Below are 15,361 nucleotides of genomic sequence, written 5' to 3' on the forward strand. Positions count from 1 at the left end.
CCTTCTGACGCATGATCTTGTCCAAAAAGCCGTCAGCTCTTCGGGATCATTGCCTGTTACGCCACGCCGGCGATCGCCCTGGCGAATTCGCCGGCCGAGAATGGTTCGAGGTCGTCGACCTGTTCGCCGACGCCGATGAAGTAGACCGGCAGTTTGTGCTTTGCCGCGATCGCGACCAGAATACCGCCGCGCGCCGTGCCGTCCAGCTTGGTCATCACCAGGCCGTTGACGCCGGCGACATTGCGGAAGATCTCGACCTGATTGAGCGCATTCTGGCCGGTGGTGGCGTCGACCGTCTGCAGCACGGTATGCGGCGCTTCCGGATCGAGCTTGCCCAGCACGCGCACGATCTTTTCCAGCTCCGCCATCAGTTCGGTCTTGTTTTGCAGCCGGCCGGCGGTGTCGATGATCAGCACGTCGGAGCCGGCCTCCTTGGCGCGTTCGAAAGCGTCGTAGGCGAGGCCGGCGGCATCCGCGCCTATCTTCGAGGCGATGACCGGCGACTTCGTCCTCTCGCCCCAGATCTTCAGCTGCTCGATGGCTGCAGCGCGAAAGGTATCGCCGGCGGCCAGCATCACCGACAGGCCACCATCGGTCAGTTTGGCGGCGAGCTTGCCGATGGTCGTGGTCTTGCCGGTGCCGTTGACGCCGACCACCAGAATGACATGCGGCTTGTGCGAGAGGTCGAGCTCCAGCGGCATGGCGACATGGGCCAGCACCTTCTCCACCTCGGCCGCCATGATGGTGCGGACATCCGCGTCGGAGACATCCTTGCCGTAGCGGCTGGCAGCGAGGGCATCGGTGACGCGCAAGGCTGTTTCCATGCCCAGATCGGCACGGATCAGCACGTCCTCCAGATCCTGCAGCGTCTCCTCGTCGAGCTTGCGCTTGGTGAAGACGCCGGCGATGTTGCCGGTGAGTTCTTTCGAGGAGCGGGCAAGCCCGTCGCGCATGCGCTGGAACCAGGAGCGTCGCGGCGCCGGTTCGGGCGCCTTTTGCGGCTCGGCTTTCTGCTCGACCTTTTTGGTTACGGTGACTTTGCCGACTGACGGTGTGGGCTGTGGTGCCGGCGGAAAACCCGGTTCAGGCATGGGCGCAACCCCCGCCGTGACAGCCCGGACTTCGACCGGCGCGGGTGTGGCTTCGACCGGAGTGCGCTTTACCTCCCCCTCGATGGGGGAGGTCCCAAGCGAAGCCTGGGGGTGGGGGTGATTTGCGCTGGCGTCAGCGCTGTCACCCCACCCCGCCGCTTCGCGTCGACCCTCCCCACCGAGGGGAGGGTGGGGCGCCTCGTCCTTCTCCCCGTGGCTATACGGGGAGAAGGTGCCGGCAGGCGGATGAGGGGCGGCGCTGACCTCTGAGGTAGGCTGTGCGGGAGGCGCGGACGGTTGCGGCACTTCGATCGGGGCGGCCGGTTCTGCTGGAGTCTCGGCAGGCGTCGGCACTTCGACGGGAGCGGGCTCCAGCTGCGGTTCCGGACGCGATGGTTCGATCTCCGGCTCGGCCGGCGCCGGCGGCACTTCTTGGGGCTGCGGCTCGGGAGCCGGCTCCGGAACGGCTGGCGCAGGAACTTCTTCCGGTGCAGGCGGCTCGGGTATCTCCGGCTCAGGCTGCGGTTCTTCTACCGGCGCGGGCTCCGGCAACGGTTCCGGCTCGGATGGGACGACCGGTTCCGGCGCGGGCGGGATGGTCGGCGCGGGTTCGGGCTTCGGTTCTTCTGGCGCCGACTGCGGCGCAGGCTTTACCTCCCCCTCGACGGGGGAGGTCCCAAGCGAAGCTTGGGGGTGGGGTGAGTGGCGCCGGCGTCGGCGCTCTCACCCCTCCCCGCCACTTCGTGGCGACCCTCCCCATCGAGGGGAGGGTGGGGCGTCGGCGGCTCGGGCTCCTCGCGCTTCAAGAACTCCGGAACGACCTGCTCGGCCGCCGGCTTCAGCGCCTCAAGCGCATCCCATTTGATCGGCGGCAGGGGAGCGGTTTCGTCGATGCGCTCCTCGACGACTTCCTTCTTGCCGAACGAAAATATGTTCTTGAAAAAACCGGCCATGCTTCAATCGTCGCAGGCGGCGCGGGCAGTGAGCGGGGCCGCTATCAGGCGCACGCCGTCATGGCCGGTGATGTCTGCCTCGACGATCTCGCCCGGCGCGCCTGTGCCGAGCGCGGCAAGCGTGAACCCTTCGGTGCGGCCGAGGCCGTCGCGCTCGATAAGGATCGTTTGGCGCGTTCCCGGGAGGGACGACAGATGGCGGCGATACGCAGCCTCACCAGCGGCGCGCAGCTGGGCCGCGCGCTGCTTGACCAATTCGCGGCGGACCTGCGGCATGCGCGCGGCGGGCGTGCCTTCGCGCGGCGAAAACGGGAAGACATGCAGGTGCGTCAGCCCACATTCCTCGACGATCTTTATCGAATTCTGAAACATTTCCTCGGTCTCGGTCGGGAAGCCGGCGATGATGTCGGCGCCGAAGACGATTTCGGGGCGCAGCTTGCGCACATCCTCGCAGAAGCGGATCGACTGGTCGCGCAAATGCCTGCGCTTCATGCGCTTCAAGATCATGTCGTCGCCCGACTGCAGCGACAGATGCAGATGCGGCATCAGCCTGGGTTCGGTGGCGATGGCGTCGAGCAGATCGTCGTCGGCCTCGATCGAATCGATTGAGGACAGCCGCAGCCGCTTCACATCAGGCACCTGCTTCAGGATGGTCTTCACCAGCTTTCCCAGCTTCGGCGCGCCCGGCAGGTCGGCGCCGAAGCTGGTCATGTCGACGCCGGTCAGCACGATCTCGGCATAGCCGTTGCCGGCCAGACGCTTGACCTGCTCGACCACGGCGCCCATCGGCACCGAGCGTGAGTTGCCGCGGCCATAGGGGATGATGCAGAAGGTGCAGCGATGGTCGCAGCCGTTCTGCACCTGGACGAAAGCACGCGCCCGGCCCTCAATGGCGTCGACCATGTGGCCGGCGGTCTCGCGCACCGAGAAGATGTCGTTGACGCGCGCCTTTTCGGTGTCGTTGACGCCGAAATCCGGCAGCGCGCGATAGGAGTTCGCCTTCAGCTTCTCCTCATTGCCGAGCACGAGGTCGACCTCGTGCATGGCGGCAAAATTCTGCGGTTCGGTCTGCGCGGCGCAGCCGGTGACGATGATGCGCGCCGCCGGGTTTTCGCGGCGGGCTTTGCGGATCGACTGCCTGGCCTGGCGCACCGCTTCCGAAGTGACGGCGCAGGTGTTGAAGATGATAGCCCCGCCTTTGAGCGCGCCGAGGCCGGCACTTTCGGCCTCGCGCCGCATCACCTCGGATTCATAGGTGTTGAGACGGCAGCCGAAGGTGACGACGTCTATGCCTTGGGAGTTGAGGCCCTTGGTATCGGCAAGTGCAGACATCAGGCCGCGCTTTCGGTGTCGCGGGCCCAGGTGCCGGTCGACGGATCGAAACTGCCGGAAAATTCCCATTCGGCAGCGCCGGTCAGGATGACGTGGTCGTCGTCGCGCCATTCCACATGCAGCGAGCCGCCGCCGGGCGTCATCAGCGTAACGCTGCGGCCGGTGCGCCGGGTGCGGGCAGCGGCGACGACGGAAGCGCAAGCGGCCGAGCCGCAGGCCTTGGTCAGGCCGGCGCCGCGCTCCCAGGTGCGGATGATCATCGTCTCCGGCGACGTTACCTGGGCGATAGTGATGTTGGCGCGCTCGGGGAAGATCGGATGGTTTTCGAGCAGCGGGCCGAAACGCTCGAGTTCGTAGGACCAGACATCGTTGTCGACCCAGAAGATAGCGTGAGGGTTGCCCATCGAGAGAGCCGAAGGCGAATGCAGCACCGGCGCGTCGATGGGGCCGATCTGCAACTCGATCATGCGGGTGTCGCGGAATTCCTCGGCCAGCGGAATGTCCTGCCAGCCAAAGCGCGGAGTGCCCATGTCGACCGAGATGGTGCCGTCGGCATGTTCGACGGCGTTGAGGATGCCGGCGCGGGTCTCGAAGGTGAAAGTCTTCTGGCCGGTTTCGGCGGCCAGCGCCTGGACGACACAGCGCATGCCGTTGCCGCAGGCCTGCGCGCCCGAGCCGTCGGAATTCAAAATGTCGATGTAAAAGGCGGTGCCCGGCGTGCGCGAATCGTGGATCGCCATGATCTGGTCGAACCTGGTCGCCGCATCGGCGTTCAGCGCGACAGCCGACGCCGCCGTGACCCTATCGGCACGGCCACGCATGTCGGCGACGATGATTTCGTTGCCGATGCCGTTCATCTTGGCGAAGGGGGCAGTGCCTGCCATGATCTGAGGTAATTCCTGTACGTTTCGCCGCTATATGGCGGAAACGGGCGGGAATTACCAGTGTGGGCTGCGTCTAGGTTACCGCGAAAACGCCTAGCACGATCAGCAGGAAGATGACGAGAACGATGCCGATCAGCACGCGCGCGCCGGTGGCGGCGGCACCGGCCAGCGCCGGCATGCCGAGCAGGCTGGCGGCGGCAGCAACGATGAGAAGAATGATGATCCATTTGATCATGGACAATGCCTCGCAAATTGACTGCAGCGGCCTAAGAACGCATCTGCCGCGCTCTGGTTCCCTCTTGCCGCGAGGCTCTCTCCGACTGGGCGCGCTATTCGGCAATCTCGAAGTCGGTCGTGAAAGGCGCCGTCTTTTGCGAGTTCTCGTCATGCATGAGGAAATCCGCTCGGTATTTGCCGGGGGGAACGCCATCCAGGGAGACGTTTAATTTGAAGAACATCTCTCGGTTATGCGAGCGCGAGGCGAGCTGGACCCGGCCAAGCTTTTCGACGGTTCCCAGCTTCTCGCCCGACTGGGAAAGCACAGTAAGGTCAACGTAAAGCGCGATCTGGTTGTTGCCGAGCCCATCCGAGCCGTAGCCGTAACCGACCGGCTCCATATAAAGCACAACCTCTTCGCCCGGCTTGTAGACATGGTTCGGGCGCTCGGCGTAGGCGCCGAACCCGCTGGCCGACATGATATGCTTCACATTTTGCACGCCAAGCGGCATCGCTTGCCACAGAGCGTCCTCGGCGCTGCGGAATTTGTCCAGCGCGCCGGCGCCATCACCCGCCTGCAGTGCCTTTTCGGCTTCAGCGGCGCGATCGGTGATTTCACCCGCGAAAGCGGCCGGCGTCGAAATTACCAGCGCGATCAAAACTGCCAAGATTGATTTCATCTGTTCCCCCTGTTGCGATAGACCATCGGCTAAAATGGCAGTGTCGTAAACGGCCAAATGCAGACTCCAGCCGCGCTCGATCTCGGGAACGTCCCAAACCTCGCCCGGACGCAAGGCGCGAAACCGCTCACGCGCCAGGCCTTGCGCCTCAAGCGCTTCAGTCAGTTTTGCGCCGGCAGTTGCGCTCGATCGCCGATGCGCCGACCTGCTGCGGGCTCCGGTGCCGCTTTCGCAACCAATGTACCGGTTGGAACCGCGCTAGAGCGAAGACATGCCTTTTGTCCGCCAGCCATTTTGCGACAAATTTACAACAATTCGTGGTGCAAACCCTATTTTAACCATATCGGGTTGAAATTTCGCCACCTTCTCCATCTTGGTGAGGGGTGAGATTGTGCGGACGGCTTCCCCCCAGCCGGATCCGACGGAGGTTGGAATGATTTTTTCGAGAAGCGGGCTGATGGCCGTATCGCTGGCAGCGCTCGTTGCGAGCGGCTGTTCGACCTCGCGTTTTTCATCGATGGATGACCAGCAGCCCGCCCCGCTGCAGCCCGCGCCCGCCGGCACGGTGAGCGGAAGCCAACTGCCGCCCCCGGCAGCGCCGGGCACCACCGACCCATCGCAATTCCCCACCGCGCCGGCAGGCGCGCAGGTCGCCTCGCTGCCGCCGGACGGATCGGCGCCGGCCGGAGCCTCCGACCTTACCGCTGCGAGCGTTGCCGGCGTCTGGAACGCCAGCGTGTCCGGACAGAGCTGCAAGGTGGCGACGCCGCAGACCAAATTCGGCGCCGGCTTCCGCGCCGGGCCGCTGCATTGCCCGCCGCCCATCGACGGCATCAAATCGTGGAACGTCGCCGGCAAGCAGCTGACGCTCTATGACGAGAATGGCGGCACGCTGGCGCGGCTCTATTCCTCGGGCGGTTCGAAATTCGACGGCCAGACTACCAACGGCTTGCCGATATCGCTTACAAGATAGGCTGCCTATCCCTAGACAGCGACGTGACCGATGCATCTGCGTGACGGCCTCCAGACCCATGCGACCGTCAGGCAGCGCTACGACCATCTGGTCGCAACCGGCGCCATCGAGCGCGATGCGGCGCAGGAGCGCATCGCCGCCGCGCTCGACCGGCTGACCGACGAGATCTCGGTCAAGCGGCTGGCGCACAAGTCGAGCGCGCTCGGCTGGCTGTTTGCCCGCAAGCGCGAGACGCGCGAGGTCGTCAAGGGCCTCTACATTCATGGCGGCGTCGGTCGGGGCAAGACCATGCTGATGGATATGTTCTTCGAGCTGTTGCCGGTCAGGCGCAAGCGCCGCGTTCATTTCAACGACTTCATGGCCGATGTGCAGGACCGCATCCAGAAGCACCGGCAGGCGCGCAAGAACGGCGACGTCAAGGAGGACGACCCGATCCCGCCGGTCGCGCTTCAGCTTGCCGAACAGGCCTGGGTGCTGTGCTTCGATGAGTTTTCGGTCACCGACATTGCCGATGCGATGGTCCTGTCGCGGCTGTTTTCGGCGCTGTTCGCCAATGGCGTGGTTCTGGTCGCCACCTCGAATGTCGCGCCGCAGGACCTTTATCGCGACGGGCTGAACCGCCAGCTTTTCCTGCCCTTCATCAGCATTCTCGAGCGCCACGCCCATGTGCTGACGCTTGATGCCGACAAGGACTACAGGCTGGAAAAGCTCGCCCGCACGCCGGTTTATGTCACCCCGGCGGATGCCGAAGCCGACCGTGTGCTCGACGAGGCCTGGCAGGCGATGACGCGTGGAGCGCTGACGGCCGAGACCTCGCTGACGCTCAAGGGGCGGCAAGTGAGGATACCGGCTGCCGCCGGGGATGCAGCGCGGTTTTCCTTCGCCGACCTCTGCGAAAAGCCGCTCGGCGCACGCGATTTCCTGGCCATTGCCGGCCGCTTCTCGACCGTCTTCATCGATCACGTGCCGGTGCTGGGCGAAGGCAAGCGCAACGAGGCCAAGCGCTTCATCCTGTTGATCGACACGCTCTACGATCATCACACGCGGCTGGTGGTGAGCGCTGAGGCTCCCCCGCCTGAGCTTTACACGGCCAGGCGCGGCGTCGAGGTGTTCGAATTCGAACGCACCGCCTCGCGGCTGATCGAGATGCAAAGCCGCGACTGGCTGGAGGACTGGGCGGAACGGCAGAAGGACAACGCGGAAGCGCAGGTCTGAGGGTTCCAAGAGGTCATTATGTAGTGATCCTTCGCGCCCCCCTCTGTCCTGCCGGACATCTCCCCCACACGGGGGGAGATTGGCGGTTTCGGCGCTCCGCTCATTCCTGCGGCCATTGGAGATTGGCGAAAGGTCGCGTGACGTCCGATCTCCCCCCTCGTGGGGGAGATGCCTGGCACGGCAGAGGGGGGCGCTGTCCCGCCGACGCCTAAAGCTCGTACACATACATCACAAACGACTCCGCCGGCCCATGCACCTCCTTGCGCGATTCATAAAGCGCGCGCGCTGGCACATTGTCCGGTTCGGTGCCGACCCAGGCTTCGCCGCATCCCTGCTCGCGGCCGAGCGCGAACATGGCGTCGAGCATCTTTCGCGCGATGCCATGGCGCTGGTAGGCGGGTGAGACGCCGACCTCGTCGATGTAGAGTTCGCTGACCTTGTCCAGGTGGCGGTGGATGACGGCAGCACACTGGCCGACGACGACGCCATCGGCCAGTGCCACAATCATCATATGACCTGAGGAGGCGAGGTAGGCGGACAGTCTGTCGGCCCGTACCGGTTCATCGAACACGTCTTCGGCGATGCGCTTCACAAGGGCGTCATCGCCTGGATATAGTCTTCTGATTTCCACGTTCATTGTGTAAAATCTCTCAAGTCGGCTTACAAACTTTGACGTTTACGTAAATCCCAATGTTTCTAACCGATTGAAATTATTCACTCGAAAATAATCGATTGAATATATTTTCCACCAGGGCTACTGGATGCGGCGAAATCCGCTGACACCACAGCATTCCGGCCTCTTCCTCGACGCCGTCAACCAGATCGCCAGAGATTTGGGCGTCGTCACAGACAAAGGGAAAATTTCCTCACATGGCACGCAACAAGATAGCGCTCATCGGCTCCGGCATGATCGGCGGCACGCTCGCTCACATGATCGGCCTCAAGGACCTCGGCGACGTGGTGCTGTTCGATATTGCCGAGGGCATCCCGCAAGGCAAGGGGCTCGATATCGCGCAGTCTTCGCCGGTCGATGGTTTTGACTCCCGGCTGACCGGGGTCAATGATTATGCCGGGATCGAGGGCGCCGATGTCTGCATCGTCACTGCCGGCGTGCCGCGCAAGCCGGGTATGAGCCGCGACGATCTGCTCGGCATCAACCTCAAGGTCATGGAACAGGTCGGCGCCGGGCTGAAGAAATACGCGCCCAAGGCCTTCGTCATCTGCATCACCAACCCGCTCGACGCCATGGTCTGGGCGCTGCAGAAGTTTTCGGGCCTGCCCAAGACCCATGTCGTCGGCATGGCCGGCGTGCTCGACAGCGCGCGCTTCCGCTATTTCCTCGCCGAGGAGTTCAAGGTCTCGGTCGAGGACGTCACCGCCTTCGTGCTCGGTGGCCATGGCGATTCCATGGTGCCGATGATCCGCTATTCCACGGTGTCGGGCATTCCGCTGCCGGACCTCATCAAGATGGGCTGGACCTCGAAGGAAAAGCTCGACCAGATCGTCCAGCGCACCCGTGACGGCGGCGCCGAGATCGTTGGCCTCTTGAAGACCGGCTCGGCCTTCTACGCGCCGGCGGCTTCCGCAATTTCGATGGCCGAATCCTATCTCAAGGACAAGAAGCGCGTGCTGCCTTGTGCGGCGCATCTCTCGGGCCAGTATGGCGTCAAGGGCACCTATGTCGGCGTTCCCGTTGTCATCGGCGCCGGCGGCGTCGAGCGCATCATCGAGATCGACCTCAACAAGGCCGAGCAGAAGATGTTCGACGCTTCGGTGGCGACAGTGCAGGGCCTGACCGAGGCTTGCGTCAAGATCGCCCCGCACCTCGCCTCGAAGTAATCCCCCAAAGCAGCCGATCCGGAGACCATCCAGATGAACATCCATGAATATCAAGGCAAGGCGCTGCTGAAGTCGTTTGGTGCGCCGGTGGCCGAGGGCGTGCCGGTGTTCAAGGCAAGCGAGGCGGAAGCCGCGGCACAAGCGCTGCCCGGTCCGCTCTATGTGGTGAAGAGCCAGATCCATGCCGGCGGCCGCGGCAAGGGCAAGTTCAAGGAACTGTCGCCCGACGCCAAGGGGGGCGTGCGGCTGGCGAAGTCGGTGGCCGAAGTCGTTGCCAACGCCAATGAGATGCTCGGCCACACGCTGGTCACCAAGCAGACCGGCCCGGCCGGCAAGCAGGTCAACCGCCTTTATATCGAGGACGGCGCCGACATCGATCGCGAGCTTTATCTGTCGATTTTGGTCGACCGCTCGGTCGGCCGCATCGCTTTCGTCGTCTCGACCGAGGGCGGCATGGACATTGAAGGCGTCGCCCACGACACGCCGGAAAAGATCATCACCCGCGCCATCGACCCGCTGGCCGGCGTGACGACCATCGACGTCGACATATTGGTGGAAGCGCTGGGCCTCACCGGCGATGCCGCCAAGGATGCCGGCACGCTGTTCCCGATCCTCTACAAGGCCTTTGTCGAGAAGGACATGAGCCTGCTCGAGGTCAACCCGCTGATCGTGATGAAAAACGGCCGCCTGCGCGTGCTGGACGCCAAGGTGTCGTTCGACAACAACGCGCTGTTTCGCCACCCCGAACTGATGGAATTGCGCGACACCACCGAAGAGGACGAGAAGGAGATCGAGGCGTCGAAATACGACCTCGCCTATGTCGCGCTCGACGGCAATATCGGCTGCATGGTCAATGGCGCCGGCCTCGCGATGGCGACGATGGACATCATCAAGCTCTACGGCGCCGAGCCCGCCAACTTCCTCGATGTCGGCGGCGGCGCGTCGAAGGAGAAGGTGACGGCGGCGTTCAAGATCATCACTCGGGATCCGGCGGTCAAAGGCATCTTGATCAACATCTTCGGCGGCATCATGAAGTGCGACATCATTGCCGAGGGCGTGATTGCCGCGGTCAAGGAAGTCGGCCTGGAAGTGCCGCTGGTGGTGCGCCTCGAAGGCACCAATGCCGAACTCGGCAAGAAGATCATCAACGACAGCGGCCTCAACGTGGTGTCGGCGGACGATCTCGACGACGCAGCCAAGAAGATCGTGGCGGCGGTGAAGGGCTGAAGGCGAATGCCTCCGCGCAAGATAAACCTGGTCGAGGCGGCGGATCGAACGATCACCAAGGTCTTCGATCCGCATATTGCCGGCGACGTCAATGACAGCCAGGCGAAGGTCGCCAAGTTCGGCGGGACCTTCGACTGGCACGCGCATGAGCATGAGGACGAAGCCTTCCTCGTCCTGCGGGGCAAGATCGCCATCGATTTCCGTGACGGTCCGGTCGAACTCGGCGAGGGTGATTTCATCGTCGTGCCGAAGGGCGTCGAGCATCGGCCGCGGTCGCTGACCGCCGAGCCGGTGGTGCTGATGTTCGAGCCGGCAACGACGCTCAACACCGGCAACGCCAAGAGCGACCTCACCGTCTCCGACCTGAAGCGGCTCTGACCATGAACGCCTTCTCCTCGCTCTCGGCCGATCACCAACGCCTGCAGGCGCTGGTCGGCGCGTGGCGCGGCGAGGAAGAGGTGGCGGAAACACAATGGGCCGATGGTGGACCGGCGACGTCGGAAGTGCTGGCGGAGCCACAGTTCGGCGGCCTGTTCGTGGTGCAGCGCTATCGCCAGCGCCGCGACGGCACGGTCTCGTTCGGCTCGCACAGCGTGTTCGGCTTCGACCAGCCAAACAGGCTCTTCACGATGCACCAGTTCGATTCCATGGGTTTTATGCCGGCCTTGCCGGCCACAGGTGCATGGAACGGCGCAGAACTGATTCTGGAGCGGTCATCGCCGCGCGGCTCAGCGCGCGTGACGTATATTTTCGACACTCCCGATGCCTACCGGATGCGACTGCATTTCAAACCTGCCGGCAGCGACAGCTGGCAAGACATGGTGAGCGGCGTCTACCGGCGCGTTTCGCCTTCCTCGATCAACGGTTTTTAGAAAAGGGCTCCGATGTCCATTCTCATCGACAAGAACACCAAGGTGCTGGTTCAGGGCCTGACCGGCAAGACCGGCACGTTCCACACCGAGCAGGCCTTGGCCTATCACGGCACCAGGATGGTCGGCGGCATCCATCCCAAGAAGGGTGGCGAGACCTGGACCGGCGCCAAGGGCGAAAACCTGCCGATCTTCGGTTCCGTTGCCGAGGGCAAGGAAAAGACCGGCGCCAATGCCTCGGTGGTCTATGTGCCGCCGGCGGGCGCCGCCGAAGCCATCCTCGAAGCCATCGAAGCCGAGATCCCGCTGATCGTCTGCATCACCGAAGGCATTCCGGTGATGGACATGGTTAGGGTCAAGGCGCGGCTCGACCGCTCGACCTCGCGGCTGATCGGCCCGAACTGCCCCGGCGTGCTCACCCCCGACGAATGCAAGATCGGTATCATGCCCGGCAACATCTTCCGCAAGGGCTCGGTCGGCGTTGTTTCGCGCTCGGGAACGCTTACCTATGAGGCAGTGTTCCAGACCACCAATGTCGGCCTCGGCCAGACCACCGCCGTCGGTATCGGCGGCGACCCCGTCAAAGGCACCGAGTTCATCGACATGCTCGAAATGTTCCTCGCCGACGACGAGACCAAGTCGATCATCATGATCGGCGAGATCGGCGGTTCGGCCGAGGAAGACGCCGCGCAGTTCCTCAAGGACGAGGCCAAGCGCGGCCGCAGGAAACCGATGGCCGGCTTCATCGCCGGGCGCACCGCGCCGGCCGGTCGCACCATGGGCCATGCGGGCGCGGTCATATCCGGCGGCAAGGGCGGCGCGGAAGACAAGATCGCGGCGATGGAATCGGCCGGCATTAAAGTATCGCCATCGCCGGCGCGTCTGGGCACGACGCTGGTCGAGGCGATCAAGGCCAAGTGAGTAGCGAGTAGTGAATAGCGAATAGGGAAAAGAGAGTAACGGCGCGACCCGGGAAAAATCCCTACTCGCTATTCGCTACTCACTATTCGCTTTTGAAAAGGAGACGGAGCCAGGCTCCGCGGACAAAAATGGCAAGACAAGATCAGGCCAACGACCAATTTTCGCTCACCTCTTTCCTGTATGGCGGCAATGCCGACTATATCGACGCGCTGTACGCCTCCTATGAGGATGATCCAGAGTCGGTAAACCCCGAATGGCAGGACTTCTTCGCCGGGCTGAAGGACGACGCCGGCGATGTGCGCAAGAACGCCAAGGGCGCTTCCTGGGCAAAGCCGTCCTGGCCGCTGCAGGCCAATGGCGAACTGGTGTCGGCGCTGGACGGCAATTGGGGCATCGTCGAGAAGCATCTGGAAAAGAAGGTCAAGGACAAGGCGGTCACCAATGGCGTCGTGCTGTCGGATGCCGACGTGCATCAGGCGACGCGCGATTCGGTGCGCGCCATCATGATGATCCGCGCCTTCCGCATGCGCGGCCATCTGCACGCCAATCTCGACCCGCTCGGCATCGCCAAGCCGCTTGAGGACTATAACGAGCTGTCGCCGGAAAATTACGGTTTTACCGCAGCCGACTACGACCGGCCGATCTTCCTCGACAATGTGCTCGGCCTCGAATTCGGCACCATCCGGCAGATGCTGGAGATCCTGACCCGCACCTATTGCTCGACGCTCGGTGTCGAGTTCATGCACATTTCCGATCCCGAGGAGAAGGCCTGGATCCAGGCGCGCATCGAGGGTGCCGACAAGGAGATTTCCTTCACCGCTACGGGAAAAAAAGCGATCCTGCAGAAGCTGGTCGAGGCCGAAGGCTTCGAGCAGTTCATCGATGTCAAGTACAAGGGTACCAAGCGCTTCGGCCTCGATGGCAGCGAAGGCCTGATCCCGGCGCTGGAGCAGATCATCAAGCGCGGCGGCCAGCTCGGCATGAAGGAGATCGTGCTCGGCATGGCGCATCGCGGCCGGCTGAACGTGCTGTCCCAGGTGATGGCCAAACCGCATCGCGCCATCTTCCACGAATTCAAGGGCGGCTCGGCCGCTCCTGACGAGGTCGAGGGCTCGGGCGACGTCAAGTACCATCTCGGCGCCTCGTCGGACCGCGAATTCGACGGCAACAAGGTGCATCTGTCGCTGACCGCCAATCCTTCGCATCTGGAAATCGTCGATCCGGTTGTGATGGGCAAGGCGCGCGCCAAGCAGGACTATCTGTTCGGCCGCAGCCGCGAGGAGATCGTGCCGCTGGAAGAGCGCGCCAAGGTGCTGCCGCTGCTTCTGCATGGCGACGCCGCCTTTGCTGGCCAGGGCGTAATCGCCGAAATCCTCGGCCTGTCGGGCCTGCGCGGCCACCGCGTCGCCGGCACGCTGCATTTCATCATCAACAACCAGATCGGCTTCACCACCAATCCGCGCTTCTCGCGCTCGTCGCCCTATCCGTCCGACGTCGCCAAGATGATCGAGGCGCCGATCTTCCACGTCAATGGCGACGACCCGGAAGCGGTGGTGCATGCCACCAAGGTGGCGATCGAATTTCGCATGAAGTTCCACAAGCCGGTGGTGGTGGACATGTTCTGCTATCGCCGCTTCGGCCACAATGAGGGCGACGAACCGGCCTTCACGCAGCCGATCATGTACGCCAACATCCGCAACCACAAGACGACGGTGCAGATCTATGGCGACCGGCTGATCGCCGAGGGCCATATCAGCCAGGCCGAACTCGACAAGATGAAGGCCGACTGGCGCGCCCATCTGGAGTCCGAATGGGAAGTCGGCCAGCACTACAAGCCCAACAAGGCCGACTGGCTGGACGGCGCCTGGTCTGGTTTGCGCACCGCCGACAACCAGGACGAACAGCGCCGCGGCAAGACCGCCGTGCCGGTCAAGGTGCTGAAGGACATCGGCAAGAAACTGACCGAGGTGCCGAAAGGTTTCGAGGCGCACAAGACCATCATCCGCTTCCTCGAAAACCGCCGCCAGGCGATCGACTCCGGCGAAGGCATCGACTGGTCGACGGCCGAGGCGCTGGCCTTCGGCGCCATCCTGCTCGACGGCAATCCGATCCGGCTCTCCGGCCAGGATTCAGAACGCGGCACCTTCTCGCAGCGCCATTCCGTGCTCTACGACCAGCGCGACGAGACCCGCTACATCCCGCTCAACAATCTCTCGGCCGCACAGGCCGGCTACGAAGTCATCAACTCGATGCTGTCGGAAGAGGCGGTGCTCGGCTTCGAGTATGGCTACAGCCTGGCCGAGCCTAAGGCGCTGACGCTCTGGGAAGCGCAGTTCGGCGATTTCGCCAACGGCGCCCAGGTGGTGTTCGACCAGTTTATCTCGTCGGGCGAGCGCAAGTGGCTGCGCATGTCGGGCCTGGTCTGCCTGCTGCCGCATGGCTATGAGGGCCAGGGGCCGGAACATTCCTCGGCCCGGCTCGAGCGTTTCCTGCAGCTCTGCGCCGAAGACAATATGCAAGTCGCCAACTGCACCACGCCGGCAAACTACTTCCACATATTGCGCCGGCAACTGAAGCGCGACTTCCGCAAGCCGCTGATCCTGATGACGCCGAAGTCGCTGCTGCGCCACAAGCGGGCAGTGTCGACGCTGCCGGAGATTTCGGGCGAAAGCTCGTTCCACCGGCTGTTGTGGGACGACGCCCAGCTGTTGCAGAACCAGGCGATCAAGCTCACCAAGGATTCCAAAATCCGCCGCGTCGTGCTGTGCTCGGGCAAGGTCTATTATGACCTCTACGAGGAACGCGAGAAGCGCGGCATCAACGACATCTATCTCTTGCGCGTCGAACAGCTCTATCCGTTCCCGGCCAAGGCGCTGATCACTGAACTGTCGCGCTTCCGCAATGCCGAGATGGTGTGGTGCCAGGAGGAACCCAAGAATATGGGCGCCTGGTCGTTCATCGATCCGTATCTGGAATGGGTGCTGGCGCATATCGACGCCAAGCACCAGCGGGTGCGCTATACCGGACGTCCTGCGGCGGCATCGCCGGCGACCGGCTTGATGTCGAAGCATTTGGCGCAGCTCGCCGCCCTGCTCGAAGACGCGCTCGGCGAATAGAACAAACCCGGCGAATAGAACAGACAGAGAAGAAACGGAACAGGC

13 protein-coding genes and 1 pseudogene are annotated in these 15,361 nt (G+C 63.5%); 8 read left to right on the plus strand and 6 right to left on the minus strand.

Annotation, left to right across the window (positions count from 1 at the left end; translation table 11 throughout):
• Positions 1–56 precede the first annotated feature (56 nt).
• The 5 genes and pseudogenes from ftsY to NL532_RS04385 all read right to left on the minus strand — a co-directional run bounded on the left by ftsY (position 57) and on the right by NL532_RS04385 (position 5,213).
• A pseudogene (ftsY, locus tag NL532_RS04360) lies at positions 57–2,044 on the minus strand (signal recognition particle-docking protein FtsY).
• 3 nt (positions 2,045–2,047) lie between these two features.
• Entirely contained in the window at positions 2,048–3,376 is a 1,329-nt protein-coding gene (gene mtaB / locus NL532_RS04370) for a tRNA (N(6)-L-threonylcarbamoyladenosine(37)-C(2))-methylthiotransferase MtaB (RefSeq protein WP_031202901.1), read from the minus strand.
• Complete coding sequence (gene dapF, locus NL532_RS04375) at positions 3,376–4,260, minus strand: diaminopimelate epimerase (protein WP_023828736.1); 885 nt, start codon at positions 4,258–4,260, stop codon at positions 3,376–3,378. The genes mtaB and dapF overlap by 1 nt, the downstream gene beginning before the upstream one ends.
• A 73-nt stretch (positions 4,261–4,333) precedes the next feature.
• Entirely contained in the window at positions 4,334–4,495 is a 162-nt protein-coding gene (locus NL532_RS04380) for a DUF1328 family protein (protein WP_023683859.1), read from the minus strand.
• A gap of 94 nt (positions 4,496–4,589) precedes the next feature.
• Positions 4,590–5,213, minus strand: a complete 624-nt coding sequence (locus NL532_RS04385; RefSeq protein ID WP_286487894.1) for a hypothetical protein — start codon at positions 5,211–5,213, stop codon at positions 4,590–4,592.
• A gap of 376 nt (positions 5,214–5,589) precedes the next feature.
• Here NL532_RS04385 and NL532_RS04390 point away from each other — a divergent pair, with 376 nt between their 5' ends.
• On the plus strand, positions 5,590–6,129 hold the full coding sequence (locus NL532_RS04390) for a protease inhibitor Inh/omp19 family protein (protein WP_023687689.1): 540 nt from the start codon (positions 5,590–5,592) through the stop codon (positions 6,127–6,129).
• Positions 6,130–6,159: 30 nt separating this feature from the next.
• A complete protein-coding gene (gene zapE / locus NL532_RS04395; RefSeq protein WP_023732883.1) occupies positions 6,160–7,344 on the plus strand; it encodes a cell division protein ZapE in 1,185 nt (394 codons plus the stop codon).
• Between the two features lie 208 nt (positions 7,345–7,552).
• Here zapE and NL532_RS04400 read toward each other — a convergent pair whose 3' ends face one another.
• The gene (locus tag NL532_RS04400) at positions 7,553–7,981 is read right to left on the minus strand and encodes a GNAT family N-acetyltransferase (protein WP_023687691.1); all 429 of its coding nucleotides are present in this window, start codon (positions 7,979–7,981) and stop codon (positions 7,553–7,555) included.
• 233 nt (positions 7,982–8,214) lie between these two features.
• On the opposite strand from NL532_RS04400, the gene mdh reads away from it, so the two are divergent.
• From mdh to NL532_RS04430, 6 genes are all read left to right on the plus strand, one after another.
• Positions 8,215–9,183 carry a malate dehydrogenase gene (gene mdh, locus NL532_RS04405; protein WP_023670541.1) on the plus strand — a complete coding sequence of 323 codons (969 nt, stop codon included), beginning with the start codon at positions 8,215–8,217 and terminating at the stop codon, positions 9,181–9,183.
• Positions 9,184–9,216: 33 nt separating this feature from the next.
• Positions 9,217–10,410 (plus strand): ADP-forming succinate--CoA ligase subunit beta, encoded by a 1,194-nt coding sequence (gene sucC, locus NL532_RS04410; RefSeq protein WP_023687692.1) that lies wholly within the window; start codon positions 9,217–9,219, stop codon positions 10,408–10,410.
• Positions 10,411–10,416: 6 nt separating this feature from the next.
• Positions 10,417–10,788: a cupin domain-containing protein gene (locus tag NL532_RS04415; RefSeq protein ID WP_023687693.1), complete on the plus strand. Its 372-nt coding sequence runs from the start codon at positions 10,417–10,419 to the stop codon at positions 10,786–10,788.
• Between the two features lie 2 nt (positions 10,789–10,790).
• Positions 10,791–11,282, plus strand: a complete 492-nt coding sequence (locus tag NL532_RS04420) for a DUF1579 family protein (RefSeq protein ID WP_023687694.1) — start codon at positions 10,791–10,793, stop codon at positions 11,280–11,282.
• Between the two features lie 12 nt (positions 11,283–11,294).
• A complete protein-coding gene (gene sucD / locus NL532_RS04425) occupies positions 11,295–12,200 on the plus strand; it encodes a succinate--CoA ligase subunit alpha (protein ID WP_023687695.1) in 906 nt (301 codons plus the stop codon).
• A 128-nt stretch (positions 12,201–12,328) separates the two neighbouring features.
• Entirely contained in the window at positions 12,329–15,316 is a 2,988-nt protein-coding gene (locus NL532_RS04430) for a 2-oxoglutarate dehydrogenase E1 component (protein ID WP_023670536.1), read from the plus strand.
• Positions 15,317–15,361: the final 45 nt, after the last annotated feature.

Origin of the sequence: Mesorhizobium sp. C120A (assembly GCF_030323105.1) — a bacterium.
In the GTDB taxonomy this organism is placed as follows: Bacteria; Pseudomonadota; Alphaproteobacteria; order Rhizobiales; family Rhizobiaceae; genus Mesorhizobium.

What these genes read in the sequence shown, in the direction of transcription:
- NL532_RS04400 (WP_023687691.1), bottom strand. Translation starts at nt 7,981, where the DNA reads ATGAACGTGGAAATCAGAAGACTATATCCAGGCGATGACGCCCTTGTG.
- mtaB (WP_031202901.1), bottom strand. Translation starts at nt 3,376, where the DNA reads ATGTCTGCACTTGCCGATACCAAGGGCCTCAACTCCCAAGGCATAGAC.
- sucD (WP_023687695.1), top strand. Translation starts at nt 11,295, where the DNA reads ATGTCCATTCTCATCGACAAGAACACCAAGGTGCTGGTTCAGGGCCTG.
- NL532_RS04430 (WP_023670536.1), top strand. Translation starts at nt 12,329, where the DNA reads ATGGCAAGACAAGATCAGGCCAACGACCAATTTTCGCTCACCTCTTTC.
- zapE (WP_023732883.1), top strand. Translation starts at nt 6,160, where the DNA reads ATGCATCTGCGTGACGGCCTCCAGACCCATGCGACCGTCAGGCAGCGC.
- NL532_RS04380 (WP_023683859.1), bottom strand. Translation starts at nt 4,495, where the DNA reads ATGATCAAATGGATCATCATTCTTCTCATCGTTGCTGCCGCCGCCAGC.
- NL532_RS04415 (WP_023687693.1), top strand. Translation starts at nt 10,417, where the DNA reads ATGCCTCCGCGCAAGATAAACCTGGTCGAGGCGGCGGATCGAACGATC.
- dapF (WP_023828736.1), bottom strand. Translation starts at nt 4,260, where the DNA reads ATGGCAGGCACTGCCCCCTTCGCCAAGATGAACGGCATCGGCAACGAA.
- sucC (WP_023687692.1), top strand. Translation starts at nt 9,217, where the DNA reads ATGAACATCCATGAATATCAAGGCAAGGCGCTGCTGAAGTCGTTTGGT.
- mdh (WP_023670541.1), top strand. Translation starts at nt 8,215, where the DNA reads ATGGCACGCAACAAGATAGCGCTCATCGGCTCCGGCATGATCGGCGGC.
- NL532_RS04390 (WP_023687689.1), top strand. Translation starts at nt 5,590, where the DNA reads ATGATTTTTTCGAGAAGCGGGCTGATGGCCGTATCGCTGGCAGCGCTC.
- NL532_RS04420 (WP_023687694.1), top strand. Translation starts at nt 10,791, where the DNA reads ATGAACGCCTTCTCCTCGCTCTCGGCCGATCACCAACGCCTGCAGGCG.